Origin of the sequence: Rhizobium sp. SG2393, from assembly GCF_042610495.1 — a bacterium.
Taxonomy (GTDB): Bacteria; Pseudomonadota; Alphaproteobacteria; order Rhizobiales; family Rhizobiaceae; genus RU20A.
In genome coordinates this window covers 52,440-66,053 of sequence record NZ_JBHGAP010000006.1, presented here as the reverse complement: position 1 = coordinate 66,053, position 13,614 = coordinate 52,440, and the positions used below count along the sequence as shown (strand labels likewise).

General features: G+C 65.1%; 15 protein-coding genes. 5 read left to right on the top strand and 10 right to left on the bottom strand.

Features of this window, described 5'->3' with window-relative positions; translation table 11 throughout:
* Nucleotides 1–36: 36 nt before the first annotated feature.
* The 4 genes from ACED18_RS14015 to ACED18_RS14000 all read right to left on the bottom strand — a co-directional run bounded on the left by ACED18_RS14015 (nucleotide 37) and on the right by ACED18_RS14000 (nucleotide 3,387).
* Entirely contained in the window at nucleotides 37–654 is a 618-nt protein-coding gene (locus ACED18_RS14015) for a PIN domain-containing protein (protein ID WP_377293233.1), read from the bottom strand.
* A gap of 3 nt (nucleotides 655–657) precedes the next feature.
* On the bottom strand, nucleotides 658–1,014 hold the full coding sequence (locus ACED18_RS14010; RefSeq protein ID WP_377293231.1) for a hypothetical protein: 357 nt from the start codon (nucleotides 1,012–1,014) through the stop codon (nucleotides 658–660).
* A 172-nt stretch (nucleotides 1,015–1,186) separates the two neighbouring features.
* Nucleotides 1,187–2,593 (bottom strand): FGGY-family carbohydrate kinase, encoded by a 1,407-nt coding sequence (locus ACED18_RS14005; protein ID WP_377293229.1) that lies wholly within the window; start codon nucleotides 2,591–2,593, stop codon nucleotides 1,187–1,189.
* Nucleotides 2,590–3,387 (bottom strand): DeoR/GlpR family DNA-binding transcription regulator, encoded by a 798-nt coding sequence (locus tag ACED18_RS14000; protein ID WP_377293227.1) that lies wholly within the window; start codon nucleotides 3,385–3,387, stop codon nucleotides 2,590–2,592. The genes ACED18_RS14005 and ACED18_RS14000 overlap by 4 nt, the downstream gene beginning before the upstream one ends.
* A 178-nt stretch (nucleotides 3,388–3,565) precedes the next feature.
* Between ACED18_RS14000 and ACED18_RS13995 the strand changes: the two genes are divergently transcribed.
* From ACED18_RS13995 to ACED18_RS13980, 4 genes are all read left to right on the top strand, one after another.
* On the top strand, nucleotides 3,566–5,089 hold the full coding sequence (locus ACED18_RS13995) for a sugar ABC transporter ATP-binding protein (protein ID WP_377293225.1): 1,524 nt from the start codon (nucleotides 3,566–3,568) through the stop codon (nucleotides 5,087–5,089).
* A complete protein-coding gene (locus tag ACED18_RS13990) occupies nucleotides 5,089–6,093 on the top strand; it encodes an ABC transporter permease (RefSeq protein WP_377293223.1) in 1,005 nt (334 codons plus the stop codon). The genes ACED18_RS13995 and ACED18_RS13990 overlap by 1 nt, the downstream gene beginning before the upstream one ends.
* Before the next feature lie 10 nt (nucleotides 6,094–6,103).
* Nucleotides 6,104–7,045, top strand: a complete 942-nt coding sequence (locus tag ACED18_RS13985) for an ABC transporter permease (RefSeq protein ID WP_377293221.1) — start codon at nucleotides 6,104–6,106, stop codon at nucleotides 7,043–7,045.
* 66 nt (nucleotides 7,046–7,111) lie between these two features.
* A complete protein-coding gene (locus ACED18_RS13980; RefSeq protein WP_377293219.1) occupies nucleotides 7,112–8,218 on the top strand; it encodes a substrate-binding domain-containing protein in 1,107 nt (368 codons plus the stop codon).
* Between the two features lie 263 nt (nucleotides 8,219–8,481).
* Here ACED18_RS13980 and ACED18_RS13975 read toward each other — a convergent pair whose 3' ends face one another.
* The 3 genes from ACED18_RS13975 to ACED18_RS13965 form a co-directional block, all read right to left on the bottom strand.
* Nucleotides 8,482–8,997 carry a copper chaperone PCu(A)C gene (locus tag ACED18_RS13975; protein ID WP_377293217.1) on the bottom strand — a complete coding sequence of 172 codons (516 nt, stop codon included), beginning with the start codon at nucleotides 8,995–8,997 and terminating at the stop codon, nucleotides 8,482–8,484.
* 91 nt (nucleotides 8,998–9,088) lie between these two features.
* A complete protein-coding gene (locus ACED18_RS13970; protein ID WP_377293215.1) occupies nucleotides 9,089–9,460 on the bottom strand; it encodes a hypothetical protein in 372 nt (123 codons plus the stop codon).
* 133 nt (nucleotides 9,461–9,593) lie between these two features.
* Nucleotides 9,594–10,595, bottom strand: coding sequence for a TerC family protein (locus tag ACED18_RS13965; RefSeq protein WP_377293213.1), 1,002 nt, complete (start codon nucleotides 10,593–10,595; stop codon nucleotides 9,594–9,596).
* Nucleotides 10,596–10,847: 252 nt separating this feature from the next.
* Here ACED18_RS13965 and ACED18_RS13960 point away from each other — a divergent pair, with 252 nt between their 5' ends.
* Nucleotides 10,848–10,991, top strand: a complete 144-nt coding sequence (locus ACED18_RS13960; protein WP_377293211.1) for a hypothetical protein — start codon at nucleotides 10,848–10,850, stop codon at nucleotides 10,989–10,991.
* Nucleotides 10,992–11,036: 45 nt separating this feature from the next.
* On the opposite strand, the gene phnN is transcribed toward ACED18_RS13960, so the two are convergent.
* The 3 genes from phnN to ACED18_RS13945 are packed head-to-tail and all read right to left on the bottom strand — an operon-like array spanning nucleotide 11,037 to nucleotide 13,514.
* Entirely contained in the window at nucleotides 11,037–11,654 is a 618-nt protein-coding gene (gene phnN / locus ACED18_RS13955; protein WP_377293209.1) for a phosphonate metabolism protein/1,5-bisphosphokinase (PRPP-forming) PhnN, read from the bottom strand.
* Nucleotides 11,654–12,805 (bottom strand): alpha-D-ribose 1-methylphosphonate 5-triphosphate diphosphatase, encoded by a 1,152-nt coding sequence (locus tag ACED18_RS13950; RefSeq protein ID WP_377293207.1) that lies wholly within the window; start codon nucleotides 12,803–12,805, stop codon nucleotides 11,654–11,656. Before ACED18_RS13950 ends, phnN begins: the two co-directional genes overlap by 1 nt.
* Before the next feature lies 1 nt (nucleotide 12,806).
* The gene (locus ACED18_RS13945; protein ID WP_377293205.1) at nucleotides 12,807–13,514 is read right to left on the bottom strand and encodes a DUF1045 domain-containing protein; all 708 of its coding nucleotides are present in this window, start codon (nucleotides 13,512–13,514) and stop codon (nucleotides 12,807–12,809) included.
* Nucleotides 13,515–13,614 lie beyond the last annotated feature (100 nt).

Here is a 13,614-nt window from a genome sequence, read left to right as displayed (position 1 = left end):
ATCACCGGAATCGCAAAGCGGAAAGGCGGCCATGGCTCATCCGGCAGTTCCCGCGTCAGGCGGCTGAATGGCATCCCAGAGCATGCCGGGCGTAAAGTCATAGCCCCGGCGCATCCATTGCATCACATCGAACGGGTGCGCGACGATCAGGTCTGCACCGCCGATCTCATATCGCAGAGCCTGCAGCCGTCGCGGACCGGAGGAAGAGGAGTGCACCGTCTGCGTATCGACGACGGACGCATCCTTGCTGGCGAAATCCTTCAGATTATCCGTCACGAGAATATCGGCTCTCGCACCGAAGGCTGTAGCAAACACGCCTGCATCCTCCACGTCGGACAGGGCAAAGCGCTCCTCTCCGCCGAGGATGAGGTAGGGGTCGAGCGCATCCGGCCCATAGCGCATGATATCGACGATGGAGCCGCTATAGGCGGTGATGCGGTCTTCCCTGAAGTGCAGCCGCCGGAGAACCGTTTCGAGCGTATCGATCATCTTGAACGAGATCACGAGTTGAGACCGGTCACCTGTCCCCCATATGTGGCGGCTCACCATCGAGACCAGGGTCTGCGTTGCCGTGCCTTTGTGACCACGGTCCAGCGCGATGATGTTGCCGACGAAGATGTTGACGTCGAGCAGAACGCGGACGGGACGATCCATGACCTATCGGCGCTGGGCTGCCGGGCGGGCGAGGGCGGTCGCCTCTTCCAGCATGTCGATCTCGCCGGATGTGCCGTCTGGCCCCCCGAACCGATGCTCGGAGGCCAGGTCTCCGGCCGCCTTCTCGAGGCGAACCCGCGCTGCCGCTGCCATCATTTCGCGGCCGAGCCTGTTGATCGTGTCCTGATCATTATCGGCGTTCAACTCGAGCAGGAAGTCGCGCACTCCCTTGGGAAGTCCGACGAAAACGGTAATCGCACTCGAAACCGCGTTCGACACCGACCTGTTTTCCATCGAAGCAACCATCTTCAACTTGGCGACGGTGCTGCCATCGACATTCGCCGAAACCGTGGAGGACATCGCGAACTCCTATAGAAATGGATGATTTCTATATAGCCGGAGAGGCCGTGCTCGACAAGGCGAGGCGCCGACGCGAACCACCCGCTCCTCCCTTTGGAAGAGCGGGCCTTTGGAAGAGCGCGCCATGGGAAGACAGGTTATGTCACCACCTGTCGGCTTGCGACGGCTTGGCCTATCGCCCTGCGTCCGCCGCCTCGCGCCAGGCGGCGGCGTAGGCGTCGAGGCCCGGAATGACCTGCGGCGTGACCCGCGTGCAGGGATCTTTGAACGGTGAAGCACCAAAGGTTTCGAAGGCGAGGCTTGCGGCTCCGGCGGCGGTGCCTTCGGCGTCGGCATTGACGAGCACGGTCTGGTTGGGCCTGAGAGATGCGATCAGCGTGGCATAGACCGAGTTCAGCGCCAGTCCGCCATCGATGATGATCGTGTTGTCCGAGCCCAGCATGTCGAGCACCGTCGCCGTCATGCAGGCGAGGTAGAGCGAGCCGACGGCGGCGCGTTCGGCTTCGGTCACCGGCTCCGGGCCGACGAGGCGGCCGGCACTGTCCGGATAGGGGCCGCCCGGCGCGAAGCTCGGCAGCGCCATCTGGCCGCTGGCAATCGCCGCGCCGATCTCGCCAAGACCGATCTTCACGCGGGCATTGCCGCTGATGAGATCGAATTCGCGCCCGCCCATGAAGCGGGCCGTCACCACCGGCTGGCGGTCGACGGAGACGTTGGCGAGCATGTCGCGCGCGCCGTCCATCTGGTTGAGCGTCGCATCCGTGTTGAAGGCGATCACCCAGGTGCCGGTCGAGATCAGGCTGAAGGACGTGTAGCCGAAGGAGCGGTAGAAATAGAGCGAGGCATTGCTGTCATGCACGCCGTTGTGGATGGTCAGCTTTCGTGCGCTGCCGTCCGGCAGCGTCAGGTCGAGCGTGCCGACGGCTGCCCCGGCGCGTTCGAAGGCCGGCATCTTGCCGCGCCAGCCGAGCCTGTCCACCACGCCGGCATAGTCGTTGCGCTCCGGCGACCAAAGATGCGAGTGGCAGCCGACATAGCTGATCTCGGACTTCACCGCGCCGGACAGGCGCCAGTTCCAGAATTGCGGATAGGTCAGGATCGCGTCGGCCTTCGCGAAGGCGTCTGCCCATTCCCTGGCGCGCCAGTAGATATGCAGGCCGTAGTTCAGCCCGGCCGGAAGGTCGGGCGAGCCGGTTTCGGAAAAGGGTGATTTCAGCGCGCGGAATTCCCGCTCGATCGCGTCGGGTGCTGCATATTCGTAATCGAGGATTGGCAGCAGCAGTTGATCATCTGCAATCAGCGCAAAGGTGCAGGCGTGAGCGCTGATCATGACGCGGTCGCAGGCGAGTTCCGCGGCCGCGGCCGTCAGGCTGGCGCGCACCCAGCCATGCAGGGCCGCCTCGTCGAGGATGCGCGTTTCGCCGTCCATCACCCAGCGCGGCGCGCTGCGGGCGGTGGCGAGCAGCGAACCATCCTGGCCGTAGACCAGCATCTTGCTGTTCGTCTTGCCGAAATCGAAGACGGCCAGCGTGTTTCCCTGCCGGGATGCGGCGGCAGGCGTAAGGGACAGGGCGCTCATTCGGCCTCCGGTGGATTGACGGACGCGACGATGACATCGACGCCCTCATTGGTGAGCATGTCGTGATGCGCTTCGGAAATGCGATCATCCGTAATCAGCGTGCCGATGCGCGTCAGCGGCAGAACCGGGTAGCGCGCCCGCATCTCGAACTTGGAGCTGTCGGCGAGAACGATGATTTCGTCGGCGCGCTTGGCGAGACCGGTGATGATCGGCACCATCAGCGGGTGGGATTCCAGCATGCCTTCCGGCCCCAGCGCCTGCGCGCCGAGGAAGAACTTCGAGGCGAAGATATCGGGATCCTGCATCGCGGAGGAAAACACCACGCCCGGCTCGCGGTGCAATTCGCCACCGGCAATGGTGACGTGGCAGACACCGTTCTCCCACAGCCAGGCGGCCAGAGGCATCGAGTTGGTAAAAATCTTCACGCTGCGTCGCGCCAGCATCTGCGCGAAGATGAAGGAGGTCGTGCCGCCATTGATGATGAGGGAATCGCCATCCCGGCAGAGCTTTGCGGCCTCCATCGCGATCGCCGTCTTGGCTTCCACGTTCATCACGCGGTTTTCCGTAAAGGGTCGGGCATGCATGCGTTGAACATGCGCGCCCTCCGGCAGCGCGATGCCACCAAAGACCTTGCGGATGACGCCCGCCTGGTGCAGTTTCGCTATGTCGCGACGGATCGTCGCCGGGGATGCGCCGACAACGTCGAGCAGATCCCTCACGGTCGCAAATGGGCGCTCTTTCAGCGCCTCCTGTATGAGCCTGTGGCGCTCAGGCTCCGCGCCTTCTACCCGCATGATTAAAGTTCCTCTCTCCCTGACCGTATTTGATGCAGCATTCGCATCGATTTCGCAAGATGGATTAATTTTCAGCGGATATTGACGCTCGTTGATCGTTCATGCTTATATTTGATCAGCAAGGCCGCGGCGGTAGAGGAATCGACCGCGGTTTCATTCGCGCTGGGAGGAGTTACCGGTGCCTGAGACTGTTCAGCCGTTCGTCAGCCTGACGGGCGCAACGAAATCGTTTGGCGGCATTACGGTGCTGAAGGGCGTGGACTTCGATGTCCGTCCCGGCGAGGTGCACGCGCTTCTCGGCGAGAATGGCGCTGGCAAATCCACGCTGATCAAGATCATCTCCGGCCTCTATGTCCCGGATGGCGGAACGATCCGCATCGGCGGCGAGACGGTCACGCTGTCGTCGACGCGCGACGCCTCCAGGCGCGGGATTGCGACCGTCTACCAGGAACTGCTGCTCTTCCCGGAAATGACGATCGCTGAAAATATTTTTCTCGGCAATTATCCGAAGACGGCATGGGGCGGCATCGACTGGCCGGAAGCCCGCCGCCGCTCGCGCGAACTGCTCGACAGCCTCGACAGCCCCGAACTCGATATCGACCGCAAGGTGGCGAGCCTCTCCGTTGCCCAGCGCCAGCGCGTCGAAATCGCCAAGGCGCTGAGCCGCGATGCCCGTGTCCTCATCATGGACGAGCCGACGGCCTCGCTTGCCGAAGCGGATGTGCAGCGCCTCATGGAAGTGGTGCGGGCGCTGCGCCAGCGCGGCGTCGGCATCATCTATGTCAGTCACCGCATGCCGGAAATCTTCGCGCTCGCCGACCGCGTCACGGTCCTTCGCGACGGCGCCCTGATCGGCACGCGCGACATCGGCGAGGTCACGGAAGCGACCCTCGTCGCCATGATGGTCGGCCGTTCCATCGACCAGCTCTTCCCCAAGCCCGAGCCGATCATCGGCGAGACGCTGCTGGAGGTCGAAAACCTCGTCTCCGGCAAGCTGGTGAAGGGCCTGACCTTCTCGGTGCGCAAGGGTGAAATCCTCGGCATTGCCGGCCTCGTCGGCTCCGGCCGCACCGAAACGGCGCTCACCCTCTTCGGCATCACGCCCGCCCAGTCCGGCCGCATTCGCATCGCCGGCAAGGAGGTCACGATCCGCTCGCCCAAGGAAGCGCGCGACCTCGGCATTGCCTATGTGCCGGAAGATCGTGGCCTGCAGGGCCTCGTGAAATCCATGACCATCCGCCAGAACGTGTCGATGGCCTCCATCGACCGCCTGTCGCGCGGCCTCTTCATCCGCTTCTCGGAGGAAGCGGCGCGCGCCGTCAATGCCGTCAAGCAGTTCGGCATCCGCGCGCGGGCCGGCATCGAGCAGCCCGTCGGCCAGCTGTCGGGCGGCAACCAGCAGAAGGTCGTCATTGCCAAGTGGCTGGAAACGGCCCCGCGCATCCTGATCCTCGACGAGCCGACGCGCGGCGTCGATGTCGGCGCCAAATCCGAAATCCACGCCATCATGGGCGAGCTTGCCCGCTCCGGCGTCGCCATCATCATGATCTCGAGCGAGCTGCCGGAAGTGCTCGGCATGAGCGACCGCGTGCTCGTCATGAACAATGGCAATCTCGTTTCCATCATCGACCGTGCCGAAGCCAACGCCGAAAGCGTCGGCGCGGCCATGACGGTCGCCAAGAAAAGCAAGGACGCCGCCTGATGGCCAGCGCCAATCATCCGACCTCCGCCACCGGCCGCGCGCCGGCCGAGCGCGGCGTCATCGCCCGCTTCGCCTCCGCCTATGGCCAGGAAATCGTCATCTTCTTCGCGATGATCGCGCTGTTCGTGATCGTCACGGCAATCAATCCGCGCTTCATCAGCCCGGAAAACCTCAACACGATCTTCTCCGGCAACGCCTATATCGCGGTTGCCGCCATCGGCATGGCGATGATCATCATCACCGGCCATATCGACGTCTCCGTCGGCGCGCTGATCGGCGTGCTCGCCACCATTTCCGGCACGCTCGCCGTCTCCGGCTATCCGGTCTGGGTGGCGCTCGTCGTGCCGGTCTTCGTCGGCATGGCCGTCAATGCCGTCATCGGCGTCATGGTCGCCTATGCGCGCATTCCCTCCATCGTCGTCACGCTCGGCATGCTGTCGATCCTGCGCGGCGGCCTGATCACGGTCACTGGCGGCGCCTGGATCTCCGGTCTTCCGCCGGAATTCCTGATCGCCCAGGCCAAGCCGCTTGGCGTTCCCGCGCCCATCTACTTCATGGTGGCCCTAACCCTGCTGGCCGCCTTCTGGATGCGCTATTCCGAATTCGGCCGCTCGCTCTATGCCATCGGCGGCAATCCTGAAGCGGCGCGTGCCTCCGGCATCCCGATCGAGCGACGCACCGTCATGGTCTTCGTCATCCACGGCGCCTTCGCAGGGCTGGCGACCATGCTGTTTGCCACCCAGCTGCAGGTCATCCAGTCAACCGTTCCGCCGAATCTCGAACTCACCGTGATCACCGCGGCCGTCATCGGCGGCGTGTCGATCCTCGGCGGCACCGGCACCGTGATCGGCTCCACGCTCGCCGCCATCCTCTTTGCCGCCATCGGTTCGGCACTCATCTTCACCAACGTGTCGGCCTACTGGCTGCGCGCGGTCATCGGTGTCCTCATCCTCGTCACGGTGATGGCCGACATGATCCGCCGCAACCGTCAGGGCAGGGCGTGAGGAAACAGTCATGATCAAGCGTATCCTCCGGCACGAAACGATCCTCGCGCTCCTGGCCGTCATCGTCCTCGCCATCCTTGCCTACCAGTCCGACAAGTTCTTCACCGTCGACAACCTCCTGAACCAGGGCCGTCTGATGACGGAAGTGGGCCTCGTCGCCGTGCTCATGACCTTCGTCATCGTCACCGGCGGCATCGATCTCTCGGTCGGCTCCATCGTCGGCCTGACGGCGATCCTGACGGGTGTGTTCTGGAAATCGGTCGGCCTGCCGCTGCCGCTTGCCGCCTTCGCGGCCATCGCCTGCGGCACCTTCGGCGGCTTCATGAACGGCGTCATCATCACCCGCTTCAAGGTGCCGCCGCTGATCGCCACGCTCGCCACGCTCGCGCTCTACCGCGGCCTTGCCGAAGGCATCAGCCAGGCGCGCTCGGTGCGCGGCTATCCCGACTGGTTCTACGTGCTCGGCCAGGGCAATGTGCTGGGCGTTCCCACGCAGCTGTGGCTTCTGATCATCGTGGCGATCGTTGCCGGTGTCGTGCTCGGCTACACCCGCTGGGGCCGCACGGTCTACGCGATCGGCAGCAACGAGGTCGCCGCACGCTTCTCGGGTCTGCCGGTCGATCGCGCCAAGCTCGCCATCTATACGGCATCAGGCTTTGCGGCGGCGGTTGCCGGTGTCATTCTGGTCTCGCGCGTCTCCACCACCCGGTCCGACATGGGCACCGGGCTGGAGCTTGACGCCATCACGGCTGTCGTCCTCGGCGGCACCTCGATCTTCGGCGGGCGCGGCACGGTCATCGGCACGCTGCTCGGCCTGATCCTGATCCAGGCGCTGAAGAACGGCCTTTCGCTTGCCGGCATCAAGGGTGACGGCACCATCGTGCTCATCGGTGTGGTGCTCATCGTCACCATTCTGATCAGCAACATCGTTCACCGGGACGGCAACCGGTAGGGAGATAGACGCGGGCCTGCTTTGCCAGTGAAACCGGCAGCCGCGTCACAAGGAGGAGAAACGAGAATGAAGAAAGTTCTGCTTGCAAGCCTGGTGAGCCTGTCGCTCTCCGCGAGCTTCGTCCACGCCCAGTCGGCCTATACCGGCGGCGACGACCTGCCGACCAACCCGCTCGCCTGCGATGGCGCTGCCGGCGACGTCGCTTCCAAGCCCTATGACGGCGGCGAGCCGACCAATGCGCCGGACCGCAAGGGCAAGACGATCAAGGTCGTCGACGTGCCGAAGCTGGTCGGCATCGGCTACTTCAATGCCACCTCGAAGGGCATTGCCGACGCCGCCAAGGAAATCGGCACGATCGATGCCAAGACCGACGGTCCGACCAAGGCCAACATCGACGACCAGATCACCCTGCTCGACAACTACATCACGTCTGGCGTCGACGGCATCCTGTTCGCCGCCAACGACCCGGTCGCCATCGCACCGGTGCTGAAGAAGGCACTCGCCGCCGGCATCAACGTCGTCGGCTATGACGCCAACTCCGAGCCGGACGCTCGCCAGTGGTTCGTCAACCAGGCCGAGTTCAACGGCATTGCCAAGTCGGTCATCGACAGCCTCGCTGCCGAAATCGGCAAGGACGGCGCCTTCGCCATCGTGACCTCCACCTTCACGACGCCGAACCAGGCCCGCTGGATCGCCGAAATGGCTGCCTACCAGGCCAAGTGCTATCCGGACATGAAGTGGCTGGAAACGGTCGAAGCCCAGGAAGACAACATCCTGTCCTTCAACCAGGCCAACACGCTGATCAACAAGTACGGTCCGGAACTGAAGGGCATCGTCGGCATGACCTCGGTCGCAACGCCGGCTGCCGCCGACGCCGTGACCCAGGCCGGCAAGTGCGGCTCGATCGCCGTCGTCGGTCTCGCCACGCCGAACGCCATGAAGCCCTACGTTTCCTCCGATTGCGTCAAGTCCGTCGTTCTCTGGAACCCGGTCGATCTCGGCTATGCCGCGGCTTACGTGCTGCGCGCTGCCGCCGATGGCGACCTGAAGGCCGGCGCAACCTCGGTCAAGGCCGGCAAGCTTGGCGAACTGAAGGTCATCAACGGTTCGGAAGTCCTGCTCGGCTCGCCCTTCGTCTTCACGAAGGACAACATCAACAACTTCGACTTCTAAAGCATTTCCAGTCGAAGCGGTTCAGCACTGAACGGGAAGAGCCGGCCCAAGGGCCGGCTCTTCTGCGTTTGGGGTCGTGAACCCGGCTCGTCAGGCTCTATCAAAGCCGTTCCGCCACACCACGCGCTGTCATCCGCGGCCCCCGGGCCGAGGATCCACCGCTACCCGCCGGGCGGGCCGCACGGGTCCTCGGGTCAAGCCCGAGGACGACGGTGGAGAGGGTGGCGCCGCCGCGTCGCGCGGGCCGCGAAAGCTGCCCGACCTCAATGCGCGGTGTGATCTTCCGCGCCGGCGGCATCGCCATGGTGCTTGTGCTCTTCGGCCTTGGGGGTCGCGCCGTCCACCTTGAACTCGACATCCACCTTGCCGGCCTTCTCGAAGGTCAGCGTGGCCTTGATCATCTCGCCTTCCTTGAAGCCTTGGGGCACATTGACGAACATCAGGTGCAGGCCGCCGGGCTTCAGTTCCGTCGTCTGTCCGGCCGGAACGGGAAGGCCGTCCGGCAGGGCGCGCATCTTCATCACGTCGTTCTCCATGGTCATCTCATGGATCTGCACCTCAGGGGCGCGGTCGGAGGTGATCGAAATGAGCTTGTCGTCGGTGGTGCCGGTGTTCTCGATCTTCATGAAGCCGCCGCCAACCTTCTGGCCGGGCAGCATGGCCTTGGCGTAGGGGTGGCCGATCTTCAGGGGGCCGACCGTGTAGCCATGTGCAAACACGGCGCCGGCCGTGGCGAGCGTGAGGGCGACGGCGGTGAAAAGGGACTTGATGGTCGTCATGGCATGTCTCCTGGAACGGCCGGTGCGGGCGTCTCGGGCCTCGGCATCGACGGCGGTTCGTCGTCAAAGGGATGGAAGCGGATGGGGGTGATCAGGCCAGCGCCGGCGGCGCCCGCGGCCCCTGTCCGCCACGGCGCAGCGACAGGCCGGGCGCGGCATGCTGCACCGGCAGGTCCGCAAGAATGACGGGCAGGGTCAGGGCCAGCAGATGCCCGCCGGGCGGGGGTGGCAGAAGGCTCGCAGCAAGGCGGCAGGCCTCGCAGGTCTTGCCCGGAAGCTTGACCTTCCCGTCATCGCTGCCCGTGCTGCAGAGATCGGCGATCGTGCCGTCGGGCAGCGCATAGGCAAGCGCGGGATCGGTGCCGGCGCGAAGGGGAGGCTGGTGCGCAAGGCCGAGGAACAGGAGTGCGAGGACGCAGAGCGCCCTTGCCAGTCCAGTCCTGATCGAAACCCTGCGTCGCACGTCACGTCTCCCCGTTGCGACCGTGCTTAGCGCGCGCCGCCGGCCCGTGCAATGCGGCAAATTGGAGGGAGATGCCGGATACGAAAAGGGCAGGCGCGCCGCGCCTGCCCCCTTGATGTCGATGCCGTGGCGGTTACTCGCCGGCCGGCCGTTCCGAAAGCGCGTCCGGCTTGCGGGTCTTGATCAGGCTCCACACCACGCCGGCGGCGATGATGGCGAAGGTGATGCCGAGCGAGAGCGCGGCGGGGAACTTCTCCAGGCCGAGGAGGTCGGCGATGAAGATCTTCGAGCCGATGAACACCAGAACGATCGCCAGCGCCGGCTTCAGGTAGTGGAAGCGGTGGATCATGGCGGCAAGCGCGAAGTAGAGGGCACGCAGGCCGAGGATCGCGAAGATGTTCGAGGTGTAGACGATGAAAGGGTCGGTGGTGATCGCGAAGATCGCCGGGACCGAGTCGACCGCGAAGATCACGTCGGCCACTTCGATGACGACCAGCGCCATGAAGAGCGGCGTCATGAACCAGACCAGCTTGCCGGTCTTCGGGTCGGGCTTCTTGACGAAGAAGTGCTCGCCATGGTGCTCGTCGGTCACGTTGAAGCGGCGGCGCAGGAAGTTGACCAGCGGGTTCTTGGCGATGTCGGGCTCCTGGTCGCCCACGAACAGCATCTTGAAGCCGGTGAAGATCAGGAAGGCGGCGAAGAGATAGAGCACCCAGCCGAATTCGCTGACGAGCGCGGCGCCGAGGCCGATCATGATGGCGCGCAGCACGATCACGCCGAGAATGCCCCAGAAGAGCACGCGGTGCTGGTAGATGCGCGGAACGGCGAAGAAGGAGAAGATCAGGGCGATGACGAAGACGTTGTCGAGCGCCAGCGTCTTCTCGACCACGAAGCCGGTCAGGTAGTTGAGGCCGGCGTCGGAGCCGAGATACCACCACACCCAGCCGCCGAAGGCGAGGCCGAGCGAGATATAGAGAGCGGAGAGCCTGAGGCTCTCGCCAACCTCGATCTCCTTGTTCTTCTTGTGCAGAACGCCGAGGTCGAAGGCGAGAAGCGCGATGACGATCGAAATGAAGCCGGCCCACATCCAGATGGGCTTGCCGAGCCAGTCGGCGAACAGGAAGGCAAAATCCATTGTCCCCAATTCCTTCGCCGGCGATGCTGTCGACAAAGGTCCGACATCGCAAGAGCGCCGGCGGCTCATGCCAGAGGGGCCCGGACCACGGGTTGGTCGAGAGATGGGGCAGGGACTTTCGCCGTTCAATGAGGGGACGCTAAAAATGCGTGTGCTTGCGGATCACAAGATCGCGAGATCGCGTGATCAGCGGCTGGGGCCGCAAGGCGTCGAAATTCTGACAAAAGTGCAGCGCAACAAGAACGGATGAGAGTGCAAGCGCTGATCATCGCCGTTCTTCTGAGCCTGATCGCCTGGGTCGGGGCGTTCGATGTCGCGCGCCTCGGCTACAGGGACGCCGAGCGCGACCATCTCATCCCCAACCTGCATGTGCGCGAACGGTTGTCCCTTCTCTGACACCGCTTCCGGCGCCGGTCGCCGATAGCAGGGCTTGCCGCTGTCTTAGAGGTCGCCGCCAAGCGCGCGGCCGGTTGCAAGCCTGCTGTGGCCGCTGGCGATATCCTCGATCAGTCCGGCAAAACGCTGCGCCGCGATCTCGATGGCGCCGGAATTGTCGATCAGCGTGAAGCCCGGTCCCATCGCCTGTTGCTCGCGTGGTCGGCGGGCGAGCCGGGCGGCGATCTCCTCCTCGCTTTCGCGGCCGCGGGCCGCCAGCCGGCGGGCCAGGATCTCCGGCGCGGCAGTGATGAGCACGCCATGGATCATGCCAAACGCGCTGCGGAAATCGTCGATCGCATGGCGGCTGCCATTGACGATGACGGTGCGGCCCGCCGCGACATCGTCCAGCGCCGCGCGCGGCACGCCGTAGTCCAGCCCGTGCGCATGCCAGGCGACGGCAAAGGTGCCGGCCGCCTGCATCTGCCGGAAGGTTGCGGTATCGACAGCGTGGTGGGCCTCGCCGCCGGCATCGGCGGGGCGGGTGATGCAGCGTCGGAGGAAGACCACGTCGTCGCGCTCGCCGAGGAGGGCGCGGGCCGCACCCATCACGCTGTCCTTGCCCGCACCGCTCGGGCCGACGACGACCACGAGCCCGCCCTTTCTGGTCGCGCCCGAAATCATCAGGCGACCCGCCGGCCTTCGCGCCAGACGGAGCGCACGACGGGCACGCCGGACGGACGGCGCACGCGCACCAGGTCTGCCCTCAGCCCCTCGGCAATGCGGCCGCGATCATCAAGACCGACGGCACGCGCCGGCGTGGCGCTGACCATCGCAAGCGCCTGCGGCAGGCTGATCGCCTCGATCTCGTCGGCAAGCAGGAAGGGCGCGTGGATGAGGCTGAAGGGCACGTAGTCGGAGGAGAGCACGTCGAGCACGCCGGCCGCGGCCAGATCCTTGGCGGCGATGTTGCCGGAGTGGGACTTGCCGCGCACGATGTTCGGCGCACCCATCAGCACGCTCAGCCCCGCCTCGTGCGAGGCACGCGCCGCCTCCAGCGAGGTCGGGAATTCGGCGAGCCGCACGCCATGCGCCAGCGATTCCTCGACATGCGCCAGCGTCGCATCGTCATGGCTGGCAATGGCGATGCCGCGTTCGAGGCAGGCCTTCGACAGGGCTTCGCGGTGCGGCAGCGAATACTGCGCCGACAGCGCCAGCTGGCGATCCACATAGATCGCGAAGGCCTCGTCGGAGAGGCCGCGCTTGGTCTTGTAGTAGAAGACGTACTGATCCATCGTCTGGAACTGCCGCTGTCCCGGCGCATGGTCCATCAGCGAAACGAGGCGCACCTGCGGATCGTTGCGGAAATCCTCGAAATGCTCCAGCACATTGGTCGTCGAGACCTCGCAGCGCAGGTGGATGAGGTGGTCGGCGCGCAGCCGGTCCTCTTTCCTGGCTTCCAGCAGCGCATCCGCCATGGCGCGCATCTCGCCCTTCTCGAAGCCGTCATCGGCATCCGAGCCGAGCCGCAGGCAATCGAAGACCGTGGTGATGCCGGATGTCACGATCTGCGCATCATGGGCCTGGATCGCCGCCGTCTTCAGCCAGCGCACGCCGGGGCGCGGCGAATAGTGGGATTCGAGATGGTCGGTGTGCAGCTCCACGAGACCGGCGATGACGTAGTCGCCTTCCATGTCCTCGCCGGTTGCGCTGGCGCCCGGATCGATCGCCGCGATCCGGCCGTCACGGATGACGAGCGAGCCATCGACGATCTCGTCCTCCAGCACGATGCGGGCATTCTTCAGCACGAGTTCGTTGGGCAGGTCAGGGGTCATGTCAGGCGGTCTTTCTTTCAGCGGCAAGCGTTTCATGGGCGTGGACGCGGAACGGCGCACCGCGCTCGGGTTCGGCAAAGAGGGTGATGGTCTCGACCGGGATCGGCCGGTCGAGATGCGGCGCGAAGAGCGCGTGAAGGTGCGCCTCCACCGCGTCCCGCTCGCCTTCCGCCACCTTGCCAGTCAGCGTCATGTGGAAGCGGAAGTCGGAAAAGACATAAGGATAGCCCCATCCCGTCAGATGGTCGCGCTGGCTCTCCGTCAGCGTCTCCGGCCTGCGCCGGGCCATGTCGGCCGCCGACAGCGGCGCACGGAAGGCTTCGAAACGGCGCACGCAGGCCGCCGCGAAGGCTTCGAGTTCCGGGGCCGGCCCCTCCGGCACGAGCGCGAAGAAGGGGCCGAGACGGCCGACCGTGAGGCGCGGAATGGTGAAGGCCGGGGTCTCGCTGGCGAAATCCCGGAGCGCGGTGAGCAGTCCTGCCTCGTCCGTGCCCGCCGCCAGCGAAAACGGCGCCTTCAGCGTGCCGTGAAAGCCGTAGCGGACCGGATCGGCCACGAGGGCGGCATGGTCGGCCGCGCCGTAACCCGCCGGCAGCGGCCCTGCGGGCACAACCATCTCGCCGGAAAAGGCATCCCGGCCGAGCCAGCGCGCGGCGGTCCGGGTCAGCGGATCGGCGGCGGATGGCGTGAAATAAAGGGCAAAACGCACGGTTCACGATTCCTGGAGAAGCGGCGCATCAGGACGGCGCCGGGCCGGACTAGGCCTGCTTCGTGACAGTAGCGTGAATTGCGCATGACCGTGGCGTGAA

Bases quoted from the DNA above. Each gene is read 5' to 3' on its own strand.
- ACED18_RS14015 (WP_377293233.1), bottom strand. From the start codon at position 654: ATGGATCGTCCCGTCCGCGTTCTGCTCGACGTCAACATCTTCGTCGGC.
- ACED18_RS14010 (WP_377293231.1), bottom strand. From the start codon at position 1,014: ATGTCCTCCACGGTTTCGGCGAATGTCGATGGCAGCACCGTCGCCAAG.
- ACED18_RS14005 (WP_377293229.1), bottom strand. From the start codon at position 2,593: ATGAGCGCCCTGTCCCTTACGCCTGCCGCCGCATCCCGGCAGGGAAAC.
- ACED18_RS14000 (WP_377293227.1), bottom strand. From the start codon at position 3,387: ATGCGGGTAGAAGGCGCGGAGCCTGAGCGCCACAGGCTCATACAGGAG.
- ACED18_RS13990 (WP_377293223.1), top strand. From the start codon at position 5,089: ATGGCCAGCGCCAATCATCCGACCTCCGCCACCGGCCGCGCGCCGGCC.
- ACED18_RS13985 (WP_377293221.1), top strand. From the start codon at position 6,104: ATGATCAAGCGTATCCTCCGGCACGAAACGATCCTCGCGCTCCTGGCC.
- ACED18_RS13980 (WP_377293219.1), top strand. From the start codon at position 7,112: ATGAAGAAAGTTCTGCTTGCAAGCCTGGTGAGCCTGTCGCTCTCCGCG.
- ACED18_RS13975 (WP_377293217.1), bottom strand. From the start codon at position 8,997: ATGACGACCATCAAGTCCCTTTTCACCGCCGTCGCCCTCACGCTCGCC.
- ACED18_RS13965 (WP_377293213.1), bottom strand. From the start codon at position 10,595: ATGGATTTTGCCTTCCTGTTCGCCGACTGGCTCGGCAAGCCCATCTGG.
- phnN (WP_377293209.1), bottom strand. From the start codon at position 11,654: ATGATTTCGGGCGCGACCAGAAAGGGCGGGCTCGTGGTCGTCGTCGGC.
- ACED18_RS13950 (WP_377293207.1), bottom strand. From the start codon at position 12,805: ATGACCCCTGACCTGCCCAACGAACTCGTGCTGAAGAATGCCCGCATC.